Raw genomic sequence first — 15,974 nt, forward strand, 5'->3', positions numbered from 1 at the left:
CCAAAGCGTGTCGCGGTTTTGGGGAAATGACATGCACGCTACTAGGAGTTTTGAATGCCTTTGCTGAGCCCGCACGAAGCGCTGATCCACCTGATGGTCATCACATCGGCCTCCGATCGCGACATGACCGATGTCGAGCTGGCGCGGATCGGCGACGTCGTCCGCTCCTGGCCGGTGTTCGTCGATTTCAACCAGGACAGGCTGGTTGCGGTGGCGCAGGCCTGCCAGAAGGCGCTGCATGACAAGGACGGGCTGGAAGGGGTGCTGGCGCGTGTTGCCGAGGCGCTGCCGGAGCGGTTGCGCGACACTGCCTATGCCGCTGCCTTCGAGGTTGCCGCCGTCGATCTCGAAATGCGCATGGAGGAGGTGCGCTTGCTGCAGCTCATCCGCCTCAAGCTCGACCTCGACACGCTGACCGTCGCCGCGATTGCCCGCGCGGCTAAAGCGCGCCTGCGCACCCTCACCTGACATTGCACGGGCCGAGGCCGCTGAGATTCAGGTCAGGCCGGCATCACCTGAATCTCAGTGGCCTCAGAAGAAGCTGACGGGAAAATAGCGCAGGTAGAACTCGGCGAAGGTGCCCTTGATCGAGATCTCCTGCAGCGCGTAGTCGAAGGCGGCGGCAAGCGCGGTGTCGCTCTTGCGGGTGGCGATCGCCATGCCCGAGCCCAGATATTCCGGCGCCAGATACGGACCGCCGGCGAAGCGGCAGCAGCCGGCGGCGTCCGAGCCGCCCAGCCAGAACGAAAAGCGCATGCCGTCGCCGAAGGCGGCGTCGACCTTGCCGGCCTTGAGGTCGGCATAGAGGCCTTCCGGTGTGTCGAAAGTCACCACCTGCACGGCCTTGAAATAATCGCGCAGCATTTTCTCATGCGCCGAGCCGGCGACGACGCCGACCCGCTTGCTGCGCAATTTGTCGAGAATCGGCTCGGCGAAGGCCTTTGCCTTCGGCATGATGAAGCGCGCCGGAAACTGCATATAGGAGCGCGAGAAGGTGTATTTCTCCCGGCTTTCCGGCGTCGCGGCGATGCCGGCGATGATCGCCTCGCCTTCGCCCTTCTGGAGCGCGTCCTCCAGCTCGTTCCACGGCAATGCCTGGACCTGGCATTTCTCGACGACGCCCAGTTCCGCGCAGATCGCCCGCGCCAGATCGATGTGGAAACCCGACAGGCGGCCCGCGCCGTCAAGGAAGTTGAAGGGCGGAAAATCGGTGGTGGTGAGGAATCTGAGTCGCGGCAGCGCCGAGAGGTCGGGCTTCGGTAGCCGCTCCTTGGCATCCCACAGCACCGGCACCTGCGGCTCCGCCGCTTGAGTCGCGCTGGCAGGCGGCAGCGCGCCGCCCACCACCGCCATCAGGGCCAGAAATATCCACCGCAAGATCACGATATGGCTCCGCGCCTGTCCGCGTTCCTTGGCTTTTCGTATGAAAATGCGGCAGGCACAACGGTTTTTGATTTCAAGCGGCCAAATTAAGCGTATGGTTTAGCGCGTTTGCAAATGACCTGCGCGCCGGAAGGGGGGAAGCTGCCGGCATAGCTGAGGAGATTGCAAAGTGGGGGGTTGATGGCGAAGGGGTGTTCGTCCATCTATCGTCGGTAAAGAAAAAGCGGAAGCAACATGGGGTAGATGTTGCGATGGGCCTGTTCGACAGAACTCTGGAATACATAGACCAGTTGCAGCAAGCTGGCACCGCGGCCGCGGTTTGCGAGAGGCTGCTCGGCGTCACCTCGAACTTCGGCCTGACCGCATTGATGGCGGGAACCGTGCCGCAGCCTGGCACGCCGCGCGGCCAGCAGAAACAGCATGTGATGCTTTGCGATTGGCCCGGCGATTGGCTGGAGCGCTATGTGGCGCGCAACTATGTCGACCACGATCCGGTCGTCAGTCACATGAAGCAGCTTCAGGCGCCGTTCCAATGGCGCGACGCTTCCAAGAACGCCGTGATCGACAAGAGCAGCGACGAAGTCATGGGCGATGCCCGCGAGTTCAAGCTGCGCGATGGCCTGGCGTTTCCGCTGGTCACGCTCGACGGCCAGATCGTCATGGTCTCGCTGGGCGGCGAATCCGTCGAACTGTCGGATGCGGAATTCGGAATGGTCTCGCTCGCGTCGACCTATGCGATCGGCCGCGCCATGCAGCTGCACACCAAGGCCGAAAGCATCATCGATCACATAGAATTGACGCCGCGTGAGCGGGAGTGCCTGCAATGGGCCGCTGTCGGCAAGTCCGAATGGGAGATATCTCAAATTTTAGGCATCTCGGAACACACTTCCGAGAAACATCTTCTTAACGCCAAGAGCAAACTGGGCGCAGCCAACCGGGTGCAGGCAGTCGCGGAGGCGATTAGGCGCGGCTATATTAGCTAGGTCGGCCGTGCCGACCTGGAAATTCTTGCCTGCGCGATCGCGCAATATTTTAAGGGACATCACGGCCGTATCTTCCTCTAAGCCCAGGAGACGGCTAATGCTTTTTGCCCTTACCACTCAGGAACTGATGGAACGTCCCGACCTGTGGGAGGCGGTCCATCGCTTGCGCTACAAGATCTTCGTCGAGGAGATGGGATGGACCGATCTTGATCGCCCGGACCACCTCGAGATCGACCAGTTCGATCATGACGAGGCCGAGCACCACCTCGTCATCCGCAATGGCGAACTGGCTGGCTACCAGCGAATGCTGCCGACCACACGGCCGCATCTTCTGACCGACGTGCTGTCGGACCTCTGCGAGGGGGCCTCCCCCTCGGGACCGAATGTCTGGGAACTGACCCGCTACGCGGTGGCTCCGGGCTTTCGCGACGGCAAACGCGGCGTCTCGACGGTCGGTACCGAATTGATCGCCGGCTTCGTCGAATGGGGCCTCAAGCGCAACGTCAACCAGGTCATCATCGAGTTCGAGCCGATGTGGGTGCTCAGAGCGCTGCAGCTGCACTTCCTGGCCAAGCCGCTCGGCTACCAGCGCACCTATGGCAACCAGCAGGTCGTGGCGACGCTGCTTACCTTCACCGAGCATACGCTCGATGTCGTGCGGGCGCGCCGCAACCACCACCTGCCGGTGCTGAACCGGGGCTATCCTGGTCTGCTGGGCCTCAAGCAGGCTTCGTGATGGAGGCGGTCATGAGTTTCCATCCCGAACCGGAACTGCGCGGCCATACGCTGGTCGTCACCGTGTCCTCGCATGACGGCCGGCCGGTGCTCGACAGGCATGCCTATGCGAGCCTTGCCAGGACCTTGCACGAGGCGGCGGTCGATGACGAGGTCCGCGTCGTCATGCTGCGCGGTCTTGCCGGATGCTTCTGCCTTGGCGGCGACTTCTCGGAGTTCCTCGACGCCACCAAGCACCGAGAGCTGATCGCCGCCGTCACTGACATGTTCCGCATGTTGGCGACCTTCCCCAAGCCGGTCCTTGCCTGTGTCGACGGCGATGCCGTCGGTGTCGGCTGCACCATCCTGTTCCACTGCGACATGGTGATCGCGTCCCGGGGCAGCACCTTCAGGGTGCCGTTTGTGGATTTCGGCCTGGTGCCGGACGCGGCGACCAGCATTCTGGCGCCCCAGAAGCTCGGCTACGCCGGCGCCTTCCGCTTCTTCTGCCTGGGCGATACGCTGGGCGTCGAGGACGCCAAGGCGCTCGGCCTTGTCGGCGAGATCGTGACGCAAGGCAGCGCCGAGGAGGCAACGCTGGCCAGGGCGAAACAGCTGGCCAAGAAGCCTGTGGCGGCACTGCTGCAGACGCGCAGCCTGCTCAAGGGCGATACGGACGTCTTGTGCGACCGCATCGACCACGAGATCACGCTGTTCCAGCAGGCGCTTCAGGATGACACCACGCTGAAGCGGCTGCAGCGCATCGCTCGCCTGGCCGCCTGAGCGCCTGGCTTAAACCTCAGCGCCGCGCAAGCCGAAAGGCGCGCGGCGCTGCAATTGATCCGGAACTGCATTACGGCACAGGTTGCGCAGGCCAGCGCTTCCTGGTGCAGGGCAACACAAGAGCAATTCCAGGAAAAGTGTGAGCGGTTTTCCGTCCGGAATTGCGTAAAAACAAAGAGATAGGGCGTTTCGCCGGTCCCGTGAAACGGTGAAACGCACTAGTCCTTCAGGAATTCCGGTCCCTCGCCGATGATCTTCTTGTCGGGCTTGCCGACAGCGTCGAGGTCGCGGCCGTCATAGGGCAGGGAGAGCAGGATACGCTGGATCACCGCGAGCCGGGCGCGGCGCTTGTCGTTGGCCCGCACGACGATCCAGGGCGAGAACTCCTTGTGCGTGCGCTCGATCATCTGGTCGCGTGCCTTGGTGTAGTCGTCCCACTTGCCGACGCCGGCGATGTCGATCGGCGAGAACTTCCAATTCTTCAACGGTGACCAGCGGCGGTCGTGGAACCGTTCGAGCTGCGTCTCGCGGCCGATGTTCAGCCAGAATTTGAAGAAATGGATGTTCTCGTTGCAGATCATCCGTTCGAAATGCGGTGTCTCATCGAGGAATTTCTCGTGCTGCTCCGGGGTGCAGAACCCCATGACCGGCTCGACGCCGGCACGGTTGTACCAGGAGCGGTCGAAGGTGACGAACTCGCCCGAAGTCGGGAAATGGTCGACATAGCGCTGGTAATACCATTGCCCCGCCTCGGTCGGCGTCGGCTTGGTCAGGGCGACGTTGCGCGCCGTGCGCGGGTTCATATATTGCCGCAGCACGAAGATCGTACCGCCCTTGCCGGCGGCGTCTCTGCCCTCGAAAAGCGCCATCACCCGCTTGCCTGTGGCCTGCAGCCAGGCCTGCGCCTTGACCAGTTCGATCTGCAGCCCCTCGAGCTCCTTTTCGTACTCCTCGCCTTTCATCTTCTTGTCGTAAGGATAGCCGCCGGCGGTGAGCTTGTTGTCCTCGATCCAGTCCGGCAGCACCGGATCGTCGATGTCGAACTCGCGCTCCTTGCCGCCGATCTTGATCTTGATCGGTGCCGTGGCCGGCACCGCTTCAGCCGTTTCCTTGGCCTTTTTCATCCAGACGAACCTTCCCAGTTTGCGGACTCATGCTATGGAGCCTGTGCAGCGCAACGCGCATTCGGACGCAAAAACGCTGTAGCATTTTGATTTTGCGCATGAACCTTCGCGAAAATCGATCCTGATTTTCAGGGTCCCATGCGTCAGGCCGGTCCAGCGAGTTGCTGGCCGTTCGAACGGGATGCGGGGTGGCGCGGGCCTATGGCAGAGACGGGCGCGGGACAAGACAACAAGAGGCAAGCCTTGGCGGCGCGGCTGTCACGCAACCGCTGGCTGCTTGGCGCGGGTGTCCTCGCGGTCCTTGCCGTTTATTTCTTCGCCGGCGCCTCCTTCTATGTGCTGGTGCTGGCCCTGGCCGCGCTGGCGACCGCGGCGATGTTGCCCGCGGATGCCGAACGCCAGCCGGCCGATACGGGAGCAGCGATCGAGGCAAGCGGGCTGCAGCGGCTCTCCGGCGAGTATCTGGCGGCCGCGGTCGCCGATCCGCTCATCATCTTCGATCATTCAGCGGCCATGGTTCACGCCAATGCCGCCGCCTTCGCCGCCTTCGGCGGGCTGGCGCCCGGGATGTCGCTGGCTTTGAAGTTTCGCGCGCCGGAAATGCAGGCGCTGCTCGACGGCATCCTGTCAGGGCAGGTCGCCGCCGATGCGGTCGACTATACCGAGAAGCTGCCTGTGGAACGGACATATCGGGTCAGCGCGTCCACGGTCGGCCACGCCACTGGCCTTTACGTGCTGGTGTTCAAGGACCAGAGCGAGACGCGGCGCATCGATCGCATGCGGGCCGATTTCATCGCCAATGCCAGCCATGAGCTGCGCACGCCGCTCGCCTCGATCGCCGGCTTCATCGAGACGCTGCGCGGGCCGGCCCGCAACGATCCGGCGGCGCGCGACCAGTTCCTGCAGATCATGCAGAACCAGACCGGCCGCATGGCCCGCCTGATCGACGATCTGCTTTCGCTGTCGCGGTTGGAGATGAAACCCTATCTGAGGCCGGGCACGGAGGTCGATCTTCGCCAGACGATCGACAGCGTCATCGATTCCCTCGCGCCGCTGGCCCGCGAGAACGGCATCGTCATCGAGCGGGAGTTCGCCGATGGGCCGCTCGTCGTTCCCGGCGACCGCGACGAACTGTTCCAGGTTTTCGAGAATCTCCTCGAGAACGCCTGCAAATACGGCCAGTCAGGCGGGCACGTCACCGTATCGATTGCCGGCGCTGAGGACGAGCAGCAGCCGGGCTTCGACGTCACGATAAGGGACTATGGTCCAGGCATTGCCGAAGAACACATCCCGCGCATCACCGAGCGCTTCTACCGCGTCGATGTCGAAAACAGCCGCGCCCAGAAAGGCACCGGGCTTGGCCTTTCGATCGTCAAGCATATATTGACCCGTCATAACGCAAGATTGTCCATCAAGTCGGAAGTCGGCAAGGGCGCGGCGTTCACGGTTCATTTGCCGGCTCGCTGATCGTGTACAGGTTGCCAACCGGGATTTTCTTCTTTCTGTCATGCGGTTCGCGTATCAGCGACGGATTGGGGGAACGCACCAGCCGGTAAAAACCGGGAAGGCATATCCATGCAGTCCGTCCATATCGTCAGTGCCTATGATGAAGAGCTGAAGTTCCTGTCGAAGCGCATCGCCGCGATGGGCGGGCATGCCGAGCGCATGGTCGAACAGGCGGTCGCGGCGTTGGTGAATGTCGACCATGGCCTCGCCCAGAAGGTCATCCAGGACGATCTCGTCCTCGACGAGGGCCAGCGCGAGATCGACGACAAGGCCATCATCATCATCGCCAGGCGCCAGCCGATGGCGACCGACCTTCGCGAGATCGTCGGCGCGATCCGCATCTCGGCCGACATCGAGCGCGTCGGCGACTTGGGTAAGAACGTCGCCAAGCGCGTCGCTTCGGTCGACGGCCGCCAGCCGAACAGCCTTTTTCGCGGCCTGGAGGCGCTTGCCAACCTTGCGCTGACGCAGCTCAAGGAAGTGCTCGACGTCTATGCCTCGCGCTCGGTCGAGAGGATCGGCTTGGTGCGCGACCGCGACGACCAGATCGACGCCATGTACACCTCGCTGTTCCGCGAGCTTTTGACCTACATGATGGAAGATCCGCGCAACATCACGCCCTGCACGCATCTTCTGTTCTGCGCCAAGAACATCGAGCGCATAGGCGACCATGCCACCAACATCGCCGAGACGATCTATTACATCGTCACCGGCGATCAGATGCCGGCCGACCGGCCGAAAGGCGACAAGACCGACAAGGTCGTGCTTCCCGGCGCGGTGCCGGCTAAGTGAACGGGTGCCTCTCGAACGGCTTCCTGATTTAGGCTAAGCTCCTCCAGGCACGGCGATTTGTCAGTCGCAGTCTCGGGAGGTTTGCGATGGAACAAGTTCGGAACCTGACCCCGGCCCCAACGTCGGGCATCATTGCATCCAGCGTCTATTCGGGCGGCAAGCGCGTCGCCGATATCGCCGTCGAGCAGGCCGGCGAATGGGCGGCAAGACCCGGCCATGTCGTCTGGATCGGCCTGCTCGAGCCCGACCGCAACCTGCTGCTCAGGGTGCAGGCGCAGTTCCACCTGCATGACCTGGCGATCGAGGACGCCGAGCATCCGCATGCGCGCCCGAAGATCGAGCAATATGGCGACGCCCTCTTCATCGTCGCCCGCACCGCGCAATTGATCGACGGCCGCGTCACGTTCGGCGAGACGCATCTGTTCGTCGGCACCGGCTACATTGTCAGCGTCCGGCACGGCCCGTCGACCTCTTACGCCGCCGTGCGCCAGCACTGGGAGAGCTGCCCGCATTCGCTCGCCAAAGGCGAGGATTTCGTCCTCTACGCCATCCTCGATTTCATCGTCGACAATTATATGCCGGTGTTGGAGCAGATCGAGGACGAGGTCGAGGCGATCGAGGACAAGGTGCTTTTGAAGCCGATGACCGGCACCGATATCGAGCGGCTCTACATGCTGCGCCGCGATCTCTTGCGCCTGCGCAATGCGGCGCTGCCGCTGGTCGAGGTCTGCCGTCGGCTGACCAGCGCCGAGCTGCCGCAGATCCATGCCGCCATGCATCCGTTGTTTCGCGACGTGACCGACCACATCCGCACCGTGCAGGAAAAGATCGATAGCCTGCGCGAGGTTTTGGCCTTCGCTTTCGAAGCCAGCCTGCTCGTCGGACAGAGCCAGGAAACCGCTATCTCCAAGAAGCTCGCCTCATGGGCCGCCATCCTGGCGGTGCCCACGGCTTTCGCCGGTATCTACGGCATGAACTTCTCCGACATGCCGGAACTGAAGATGGAATATGGCTATCCCATCATCCTGCTGGTGATGGCCTCGATCTGCTCATTCCTGTACTGGCGGTTCAAGAAGAACGGGTGGCTGTGAGCGGCAGCGAATAGGGAGTAGCGAATAGGGAACAACGAAAAAACGGCTTGCTCCCAGTCACAGAAGCCAAGCCGTTCTATTCGCTATTCGCTATTCGCTATTCGCTATTCGCTATTCGCTCAGCGAGCCCGCCGCCGTTCCCCCGCCGGCTGGAACGCAACACGGGAGTGGTACTTGCAGTACGGTCCCGTTTCGGCGGCGTCGTTGCCGCAGAAGTTGAAGTCTTCCGAGAGCGGATCGCCGTTCGGCCATTTGCAGGTGCGTTCGGTCAGCTCGACGAGCTGCAGATGCCGCGAGATCGGCACGACCACGTTCTCGACCGGGCGGATATAGTGGCGCGCGACCGGCTCGGCGTCGAACTGCACCTGCAGCGCGGTGGCGCCGATGGTGGTCGTCACATGACGCGTGGCGCTTGCGGCGCGGGTCACCGATTTCTGCATCGAGGCGCCTTGCGTCGCCTTTTTCTGGCGCGCCGGGGCGGCCGTCGCGCGGCCGCGGCCCGACAGCTTCAGGCGATGCACCTTGCCGATGACGGCATTGCGGCTCACTCCGCCAAGCTGTGCGGCAATCTGGCTGGCGCTCAGACCCTCCGACCACAATTTCCTGAGAAGTTCTACCCGCTCGTCAGTCCAGTTCATGAGACCGCGCTCCTGCTGAAGCGTGCGGCAGCCAGAATCCTTTCCCGAGCCGGCTCTCGCCGGGCAAACGACACCACATGTACCGGGTGATTTAGGTCCGCCGCACGAAATATAGTTATTTCTCGACTACAATTACCTTATGCGCTGACTCGGTGACAAGAGTCCCCAGGGCAACACCGATTCGGTTTTTACGGTTTTCCCCAACTTGCCTGACCACTGATGAGCCGGCGTGGCGTCGGAGGTTTGTCACGCGCTTCTGCGTGACGTTTTCGTTGACTTCATGGCCGAAAAACATGATAAGCCGCAAAGGCCGCCGCATTGGCGGCTTTTTTGATTTCCGGTTCCGGAGACGCATATAATGAGCGGTTCGGCGCTTTACGAGACCTTTGCTCGCGCACCCCTGGCTTTCGACCGCGGGGAGGGGACCTGGCTGGTCACCGACAAGGGCGAGCGATATCTCGACTTCGCGGGCGGCATCGCCGTGAATTCGTTGGGCCACAGCCATCCGCATCTGGTCGCGGCGCTCACCGAGCAGGCCGCCAAGCTGTGGCACGTCTCCAACCTCTATGAGATCCCGGAACAGCGCCGGCTGGGCGAGCGGCTGGCCGAAGCGACCTTTGCCGACAAGGTGTTCTTCACCAATTCCGGTGCCGAGGCGCTGGAATGCGCCATCAAGACGGCCAGGCGCTATCATTTCGTCAAGGGCCAGCCTGAGCGTTTCCGCATCATCACCTTCGAGGGCGCCTTCCACGGCCGCACGCTGGCGACGATCGCCGCCGGCGGCCAGTACAAATATCTCGAAGGCTTCGGCCCGAAGGTCGAAGGCTTCGACCAGGTGGCTTTCGACGACATCGACGCCGCTGAAAAGGCGATAACGCCGGAGACGGCGGCGATCCTGATTGAGCCGGTCCAGGGCGAGGGCGGTATCCGTCCGGTGCCGACGCAATCGCTGAAGCGGCTGCGGCAACTCTGCGACAAGCATGGCCTGCTGTTGATCTTCGATGAGGTCCAGTGCGGCATCGGCCGCACCGGCAAGCTGTTCGCGCATGAGTGGACGGGCGTCACGCCCGATTTGATGGCGATCGCCAAGGGCATAGGCGGCGGCTTTCCGATGGGCGCCTGCCTTGCCACGGACGAGGCGGCGACCGGCATGACGGCCGGCGTGCACGGCACCACCTTCGGCGGCAATCCGCTGGCGATGGCGGTCGGCAACGCCGTGCTCGACGTCGTGCTGGCCGACGGCTTCCTCGAGGACGTGCAGCGCAAGGCGTTGCTTTTGAAACAGGGTCTGGCCGCGGTCGCGGACGAATTTCCCGATGTCGTCGAGGGCATCAGGGGAATCGGCCTGATGCTCGGCCTGAAATGCGCCATGCCCAACACCAAGGTGAACATGGCACTGCGCGATCAGCACCTGCTTGCCGTGCCGGCGGGCGACAACGTCATTCGCCTCCTGCCGCCGCTCACCGTCACCGACGAGGAGATCGGCGAGGCGCTGAAGCGCATTCGCGGCGGCGCCAAGGGCCTGACCGATGCGATTGCGGCCGAAGCCGCGAAATAACTTCTGGAACCTGCCGATGAGTGTTCGCCACTTCACCGATCTATCCGCCGTTTCCGCGGGCGACCTGCGCGTCATGCTCGACGACGCGGTGGCGCGAAAGACCAGGCTCAAGGCTGGCGAGCGTTCAAAACCGCTTGATGGCAAGGTGCTGGCCATGATCTTCGACAAGCCGTCGACGCGCACGCGCGTGTCGTTCGATGTCGGCATGCGCCAGCTCGGCGGCGAGACGATCATGCTGACCGGCACCGAGATGCAGCTCGGCCGTTCGGAGACCATCGCCGACACGGCAAAGGTGCTGTCGCGCTACGTCGACGCCATCATGATCCGCACCACCTCGCATGACCGGCTGCTGGAGCTCACCGAGAATGCCACCGTTCCGGTCATCAACGGGCTGACCGACGACACGCATCCCTGCCAGCTCATGGCCGACATCATGACCTATGAGGAGCATCGCGGTCCGGTGGCCGGCAAGACCTTCGCCTGGACCGGCGACGGCAACAATGTGCTGCATTCGCTGCTCGAAGCCTCGGCACGGTTCCGCTTCAATCTCAATGTCGCGGTGCCGGAGGGCAGCGAGCCTTTCGAGAAATATGTCGACTGGTCGAAAGCCAATGGCGGCAAGGTCCGGTTTTCCCGGTCCGCCGAGGAGGCCGTCGACCATGCCGACTGCGTCGTCACCGACAGCTGGGTCTCGATGGGCCAGGAGCATCGCGCCCGCGGCCACAACGTCTTCCTGCCCTATCAGGTGAATGCTGCGCTGATGGCGAAGGCCAAGCCCGATGCGTTGTTCATGCATTGCCTGCCGGCGCATCGCGGCGAGGAGGTCACCGACGAGGTGATCGACGGGCCGCATTCGGTGGTCTTCGACGAGGCCGAGAACCGGCTGCACGCCCAGAAGGCGGTGCTGGCTTGGTGCCTGGGCGCTTGAGAAGGGCCGACCTGACCGCTTCCGGCCCGATCGGGGTCAACTTGATCTGGGGATATGTGATGCCTATTTGCGGGCCATCACGTAAATTGAACGCGCTTCGACGCATGCGGCTCATCGGGTTGCATGGCTGCGCCCCGGAGTTTTGTCATGTTGGAAACCCATACCTTGGCTGAGCATAGACCCCAACTCGGTGAATTCGGCTTCGCCGGCGACGATCACGTCGTACCTTACGAGGTCGCGCCGCTCGATGTGCGCGGCCGCACCGTGCAGCTCGGGCCGATGCTCGACGCTATCTTGAGCCGCCACGATTATCCCGAGCCGGTCGCCCGTCTTTTGGCGGAAGCCTGTGTGCTCACCGTGCTGCTCGGCACCTCGCTGAAGTTTGAAGGCAAGTTCATCCTGCAGACCCGTACCGACGGTCCGGTGGACATGCTGGTGGCTGATTTCTCGACCCCGCATGCGCTGCGCGCCTATGCGCGCTTCGACGCCGACCGGCTGCAGGCGCTGATCGCCGCCGGCGAGACCTCGCAGCAGACGCTGCTCGGCAACGGCGTCCTGGCGCTGACCATCGACCAGGGCGCGCATACGCAGCGCTACCAGGGCATCGTCCAGCTCGACGGCACCTCGCTCGAGGATGCCGCGCGCACCTACTTCCGGCAGTCGGAGCAGATCCCGACCGAGATCAAGATGTCGGTCGCCAAGCTGGTCACGCCCGGCCCGGGCGGCGCGCGCGAGCAGTGGCGTGCCGGCGGCATCCTGGCGCAGTTCCTGCCGCAATCGCCGGAGCGCATGCGCGTTCCCGATATTTCCGGCGGCGACGGTGATCCGCGCGACGTCGCGGACCACCCGGCCGACAATTCCTGGCAGGAGTTGCTGGCGCTGCTCGGCACCATCGAGCCGACCGAGCTGATCGACCCGACGGTGGGCGCCGAGCGGCTGCTCTACCGGCTGTTCCACGAACATGGCGTGCGCGTCTTCCGCGGCGTGCCGGTCGCCGACCAATGCTCCTGCTCGCGCGAGAAGATCCACGGCATCCTCGAAGGCTTTTCGGCGCAGGAGATCAAGGACTCGACCGAGGACGGCGGCATCCACGTCGCTTGCGAGTTCTGCTCGACGCAGTACGACTTCGACCCGGCCGAATTCGTGAAGTAAGCCCCTTCCTTCTCCCCGTTTCACGGGGAGAAGGTGCCCGAAGGGCGGATGAGGGGCAGCGCCGTCATTGGTGAAGATGGTCACCGAGGCCGTCGTCTAAAGAAAATCTCGAACCTCGGCGCCGCCCCTCATTGCCCTGCCGGGCATTTCTCCATGTATACGGGGAGAAAGAAGCTAGTTCACCGTGCGCCTCGTCCCCGGCATATCGAGCGAGAAAGCCGGAATGGCGATATCGAACGTCTCGCCGCGGCCGTTGCGCATCGTGTAATGGCCGACCATGATGCCCGACGGCGTCGAGAGCGGGCAGCCCGAGGTATACTGATAGCTGTCGCCGGGATTGAGCTCCGGCTGGTCGCCGACGACGCCGGCGCCGCGCACCTCCTCGACCCGGCCCCGACCGTCGGTGATATGCCAGTAGCGCGACAGAAGCTGCACGAAATCGTCGGAGCGGTTGTCGATCGTCACCTGGTAGCCCCAGACATAGCGGTTCTCGGACGGATCGGATCGGTCCTCCAGGTAGAAGGGCCTGACCAGCACTTCGATGTTGCGCGTCACTGCGCGATACATGGGCCACTCCGGTTGCCGCCGCGGAATATATGTCACGCTCCGCTCTTAGTAGACGTAGCGCCGACCATCCTGCCAGCCTTGTAAGCGCAGGTGCCGAAAAACAATGTCATTTAAGTGACATACGACAATGTTGGTGTGCACAAACCGCGCCGGGCGACTCGGGCGCTCTGTCGACTGATGAAACGGCCGCATGCGGCCTTTCGGGAGTGACCAGATCTCGATGGAACTGACTATCGCAGCCGGCCTGGCTTCGTCAGCCCTTCTCCTTTCCAATCTCGCCAGCATCGTGCTCGCCTCCTCGCGGCTCGAACGGCGGCGTGTCATAGCGCCGCCCGCCGGCGCGCAGCCGGTCTCGATCATCGTGCCGGCGCGCGGCGTCGAGCCGTTCACGCAGGAGACCTTGCAGCGCGCCTTCTCGCTCGACTGGCCGCGCTATGAGCTGATCTTCTGCGTCGCGCATGCCGAAGACCCGGTGGTCAGGCTGATCGATGCGGCGATGGCGCGCTACCCGGAGGTTCCGGCGCGGCTGCTGATCGGCGACGACCGCATCAGCGCCAATCCCAAGCTCAACAACTGCGTCAAGGGCTGGCAGGCGGCCAGGCACGATTGGGTCATCCTTGCCGATTCCAACGTGCTGATGCCGAGGGACTACGTCCAGCAGCTGATGGCGGCATGGCGCGCGGACACCGGCCTCGTCTGCTCGACGCCGATCGGCTCGCGGCCGGACGGGTTTTGGGCCGAGGTCGAATGCGCCTTCCTCAACACGCTGCAAGCGCGCTGGCAGTATGCCGGCCAGGCGCTCGGCCTCGGCTTCGCCCAGGGCAAGAGCATGCTGTGGAACAAGCCGATGCTGGACGCCAATGGCGGTATCCAGGCTTTGGCCGCCGAGATCGCCGAGGATGCGGCAGCCACCAAGCTGGTCAACAGCCTGGGGCTCAACGTCAATCTCGTCGCTTCGCCTTTCGAGCAGCCGCTCGGCCAGCGCCGGTTCGCCGAGATCTGGTCGCGCCAGACGCGGTGGGCGCGGCTGCGCCGGGTCACGTTCCTGCTGTTCTTCGCGCCCGAGATTCTCACCGGCGCCGCGATGGCGCTGCTGCTGGCGCTGATTGCCGCTGCAAGCGCCGGCGTCAGCCTGCCCTCAACGGCCTTGTGCGTGGTGGCGATCGCCTACCTGCCGGAATGCCTGCTGGCCTCGGCCAAGGGTTGGTACCTGTCGCCGCGCACCGTCACCGCGATGATCGTGCGCGACGCGATGCTGCCCGCCATCTGGGCGCGCGCCTGGTTCGGCGGCGCCGTCGAATGGCGCGGCAACGCCATGACCATCCGCACCAAGGCGGCGACCGAACTGGAAGAGCTCGCCTGAGCCGATTGCGGCTTAGGCGCGCTTAAGCTAGCGCCAGGTGGGCTGTTACTTCGCCGCCTTCAGCGCCTGCTCGATGTCCTCCAGCAGATCGTCGGTGTCCTCCAGGCCAACCGAAAGCCTGAGCGTGCCTGGCCCGATGCCAAGCTCTGCCCGCGCCTCGTCGCTCAGGTTCTTGTGCGTGGTCGTCGCCGGGTGGGTGATCAGGCTCTTGGCGTCGCCGAGATTATTCGAGATCAGCACGATATCGAGCGCGTTCTGGAAGGCGAAGGCCGCCTGCTTGCCGCCCTTGACGTCGAGGCAGATCAATGTCGAGCCGCCCGACATCTGCTTCCTGACGATGTCGGCCTGCGGATGGTCGGCCCGGCCCGGATAGATGACGCGGGCTATCTCCGATCGGCCGGCGAGGAAATCGGCGATCTTGCCGGCGCTCTCGGTCTGCTGGCGCACGCGCAGCGGCAGCGTCTCCAGCCCTTTCAACAGCGTCCAGGCGTTGAAAGGCGACAGGCTCGGGCCGGTGTGGCGGAAATAGTCGTGCAGGTTCTCGTCGATCCACTTCTTGTCCGACAGGATGACGCCGCCGAGGCAGCGGCCCTGGCCGTCTATGTGCTTGGTCGCCGAATAGACGACGATATGGGCGCCGAGCTGCAACGGCTTTTGCTGCAGCGGCGTGGCAAAGACATTGTCGACGATCAGCCTGGCGCCGATCGAATTGGCGAGCTTGGCGACCGCGGCGATGTCGACCACTTCCAGCGTCGGATTGGTCGGGCTCTCGAGGAAGAACAGCTTGGTATTCGGCCTTACCGCCTTTTCCCAATTGGCGATGTCGGTGCCGTCGACCAGCGTTGCCTGGATGCCGTAGCGCGGCGCCAGCGTCTCGACCACCCAGCGACAGGAACCGAACAGCGCGCGCGCCGCGACGATATGGTCGCCGGCCTTGGCGCTGCAAAGCAGCGCCGCCGTTACCGCCGCCATGCCGGAGGCCGTGGCGCGGGCATCCTCGGCGCCTTCCAACGCGCACATGCGCTTTTCGAACATGTCGACGGTCGGGTTGGCGTAGCGTGAATAGATGAAGCCCGGCTCCTCGCCCTTGAAGCGGGCCTCCGCGGCCTGGGCCGTCTCGTAGACATAGCCCTGCGTGAGATACATCGCCTCGGCGGTCTCGCCGAATTGGGAACGCAATGTCCCGCCATGCACGAGTGCCGTCTGAGGTTTCCAGTTACGCTTCTTGGTGCTCATAGCCCTGCTTCCAGACACAAAAAAACCGGCCGCGAAGTCGCAACCGGTCCATATAGCCTTGCGGCTCGACGGTCCTTTAGCGACTTGTTTAACGTGGCTGCAAGCCGACCGGCCAAATCACCACGGGATAACGACCCTTTAGACCCGCGCCGCGCT

16 protein-coding genes and 1 riboswitch are annotated in these 15,974 nt (G+C 63.6%); of the genes, 11 read left to right on the plus strand and 5 right to left on the minus strand.

Annotation, left to right across the window (positions count from 1 at the left end):
• Nucleotides 1-54 precede the first annotated feature (54 nt).
• Nucleotides 55-468 carry a tellurite resistance TerB family protein gene (locus tag WDX12_RS13370; protein WP_434725175.1) on the plus strand — a complete coding sequence of 138 codons (414 nt, stop codon included), beginning with the start codon at nucleotides 55-57 and terminating at the stop codon, nucleotides 466-468.
• Between the two features lie 63 nt (nucleotides 469-531).
• On the opposite strand, the gene WDX12_RS13375 is transcribed toward WDX12_RS13370, so the two are convergent.
• Nucleotides 532-1,353: a transporter substrate-binding domain-containing protein gene (locus tag WDX12_RS13375; protein WP_320297804.1), complete on the minus strand. Its 822-nt coding sequence runs from the start codon at nucleotides 1,351-1,353 to the stop codon at nucleotides 532-534.
• Between the two features lie 281 nt (nucleotides 1,354-1,634).
• Between WDX12_RS13375 and WDX12_RS13380 the strand changes: the two genes are divergently transcribed.
• From WDX12_RS13380 to WDX12_RS13390, 3 genes are all read left to right on the plus strand, one after another.
• Nucleotides 1,635-2,366, plus strand: coding sequence for a helix-turn-helix transcriptional regulator (locus WDX12_RS13380; protein ID WP_320297803.1), 732 nt, complete (start codon nucleotides 1,635-1,637; stop codon nucleotides 2,364-2,366).
• 97 nt (nucleotides 2,367-2,463) lie between these two features.
• Complete coding sequence (locus WDX12_RS13385; RefSeq protein ID WP_320297680.1) at nucleotides 2,464-3,102, plus strand: acyl-homoserine-lactone synthase; 639 nt, start codon at nucleotides 2,464-2,466, stop codon at nucleotides 3,100-3,102.
• A gap of 11 nt (nucleotides 3,103-3,113) precedes the next feature.
• Nucleotides 3,114-3,863 carry an enoyl-CoA hydratase-related protein gene (locus WDX12_RS13390; protein ID WP_434725176.1) on the plus strand — a complete coding sequence of 250 codons (750 nt, stop codon included), beginning with the start codon at nucleotides 3,114-3,116 and terminating at the stop codon, nucleotides 3,861-3,863.
• Between the two features lie 218 nt (nucleotides 3,864-4,081).
• On the opposite strand, the gene ppk2 is transcribed toward WDX12_RS13390, so the two are convergent.
• Nucleotides 4,082-4,987 carry a polyphosphate kinase 2 gene (gene ppk2, locus WDX12_RS13395; RefSeq protein WP_320297678.1) on the minus strand — a complete coding sequence of 302 codons (906 nt, stop codon included), beginning with the start codon at nucleotides 4,985-4,987 and terminating at the stop codon, nucleotides 4,082-4,084.
• Nucleotides 4,988-5,188: 201 nt separating this feature from the next.
• Between ppk2 and WDX12_RS13400 the strand changes: the two genes are divergently transcribed.
• The 3 genes from WDX12_RS13400 to WDX12_RS13410 all read left to right on the plus strand — a co-directional run bounded on the left by WDX12_RS13400 (nucleotide 5,189) and on the right by WDX12_RS13410 (nucleotide 8,376).
• Nucleotides 5,189-6,454 carry an ATP-binding protein gene (locus WDX12_RS13400; protein WP_434725177.1) on the plus strand — a complete coding sequence of 422 codons (1,266 nt, stop codon included), beginning with the start codon at nucleotides 5,189-5,191 and terminating at the stop codon, nucleotides 6,452-6,454.
• Between the two features lie 108 nt (nucleotides 6,455-6,562).
• The gene (phoU, locus tag WDX12_RS13405) at nucleotides 6,563-7,285 is read left to right on the plus strand and encodes a phosphate signaling complex protein PhoU (protein WP_434725178.1); all 723 of its coding nucleotides are present in this window, start codon (nucleotides 6,563-6,565) and stop codon (nucleotides 7,283-7,285) included.
• Nucleotides 7,286-7,371: 86 nt separating this feature from the next.
• Entirely contained in the window at nucleotides 7,372-8,376 is a 1,005-nt protein-coding gene (locus WDX12_RS13410; protein WP_320297675.1) for a magnesium and cobalt transport protein CorA, read from the plus strand.
• Between the two features lie 119 nt (nucleotides 8,377-8,495).
• On the opposite strand, the gene WDX12_RS13415 is transcribed toward WDX12_RS13410, so the two are convergent.
• Nucleotides 8,496-9,014 (minus strand): GcrA family cell cycle regulator, encoded by a 519-nt coding sequence (locus WDX12_RS13415; RefSeq protein WP_095765897.1) that lies wholly within the window; start codon nucleotides 9,012-9,014, stop codon nucleotides 8,496-8,498.
• Nucleotides 9,015-9,372: 358 nt separating this feature from the next.
• Between WDX12_RS13415 and WDX12_RS13420 the strand changes: the two genes are divergently transcribed.
• The 3 genes from WDX12_RS13420 to WDX12_RS13430 all read left to right on the plus strand — a co-directional run bounded on the left by WDX12_RS13420 (nucleotide 9,373) and on the right by WDX12_RS13430 (nucleotide 12,652).
• On the plus strand, nucleotides 9,373-10,572 hold the full coding sequence (locus tag WDX12_RS13420) for an aspartate aminotransferase family protein (RefSeq protein WP_434725179.1): 1,200 nt from the start codon (nucleotides 9,373-9,375) through the stop codon (nucleotides 10,570-10,572).
• 16 nt (nucleotides 10,573-10,588) lie between these two features.
• Nucleotides 10,589-11,500 carry an ornithine carbamoyltransferase gene (argF, locus tag WDX12_RS13425; RefSeq protein WP_434725180.1) on the plus strand — a complete coding sequence of 304 codons (912 nt, stop codon included), beginning with the start codon at nucleotides 10,589-10,591 and terminating at the stop codon, nucleotides 11,498-11,500.
• Between the two features lie 123 nt (nucleotides 11,501-11,623).
• Nucleotides 11,624-12,652, plus strand: coding sequence for an Hsp33 family molecular chaperone (locus tag WDX12_RS13430; RefSeq protein WP_434725181.1), 1,029 nt, complete (start codon nucleotides 11,624-11,626; stop codon nucleotides 12,650-12,652).
• A 174-nt stretch (nucleotides 12,653-12,826) separates the two neighbouring features.
• Here WDX12_RS13430 and apaG read toward each other — a convergent pair whose 3' ends face one another.
• Entirely contained in the window at nucleotides 12,827-13,219 is a 393-nt protein-coding gene (gene apaG, locus WDX12_RS13435) for a Co2+/Mg2+ efflux protein ApaG (protein WP_320297670.1), read from the minus strand.
• A 220-nt stretch (nucleotides 13,220-13,439) separates the two neighbouring features.
• Between apaG and WDX12_RS13440 the strand changes: the two genes are divergently transcribed.
• Entirely contained in the window at nucleotides 13,440-14,582 is a 1,143-nt protein-coding gene (locus tag WDX12_RS13440; protein WP_434725182.1) for a ceramide glucosyltransferase, read from the plus strand.
• Between the two features lie 45 nt (nucleotides 14,583-14,627).
• On the opposite strand, the gene WDX12_RS13445 is transcribed toward WDX12_RS13440, so the two are convergent.
• Nucleotides 14,628-15,818 carry an O-succinylhomoserine sulfhydrylase gene (locus tag WDX12_RS13445; RefSeq protein ID WP_434725183.1) on the minus strand — a complete coding sequence of 397 codons (1,191 nt, stop codon included), beginning with the start codon at nucleotides 15,816-15,818 and terminating at the stop codon, nucleotides 14,628-14,630.
• Nucleotides 15,819-15,874: 56 nt separating this feature from the next.
• A riboswitch (SAM riboswitch) is annotated at nucleotides 15,875-15,952 on the minus strand.
• Nucleotides 15,953-15,974: the final 22 nt, after the last annotated feature.

The organism is Mesorhizobium sp. RIZ17 (assembly GCF_051127865.1).
GTDB classification, from domain to species: domain Bacteria; phylum Pseudomonadota; class Alphaproteobacteria; order Rhizobiales; family Rhizobiaceae; genus Mesorhizobium; species Mesorhizobium humile.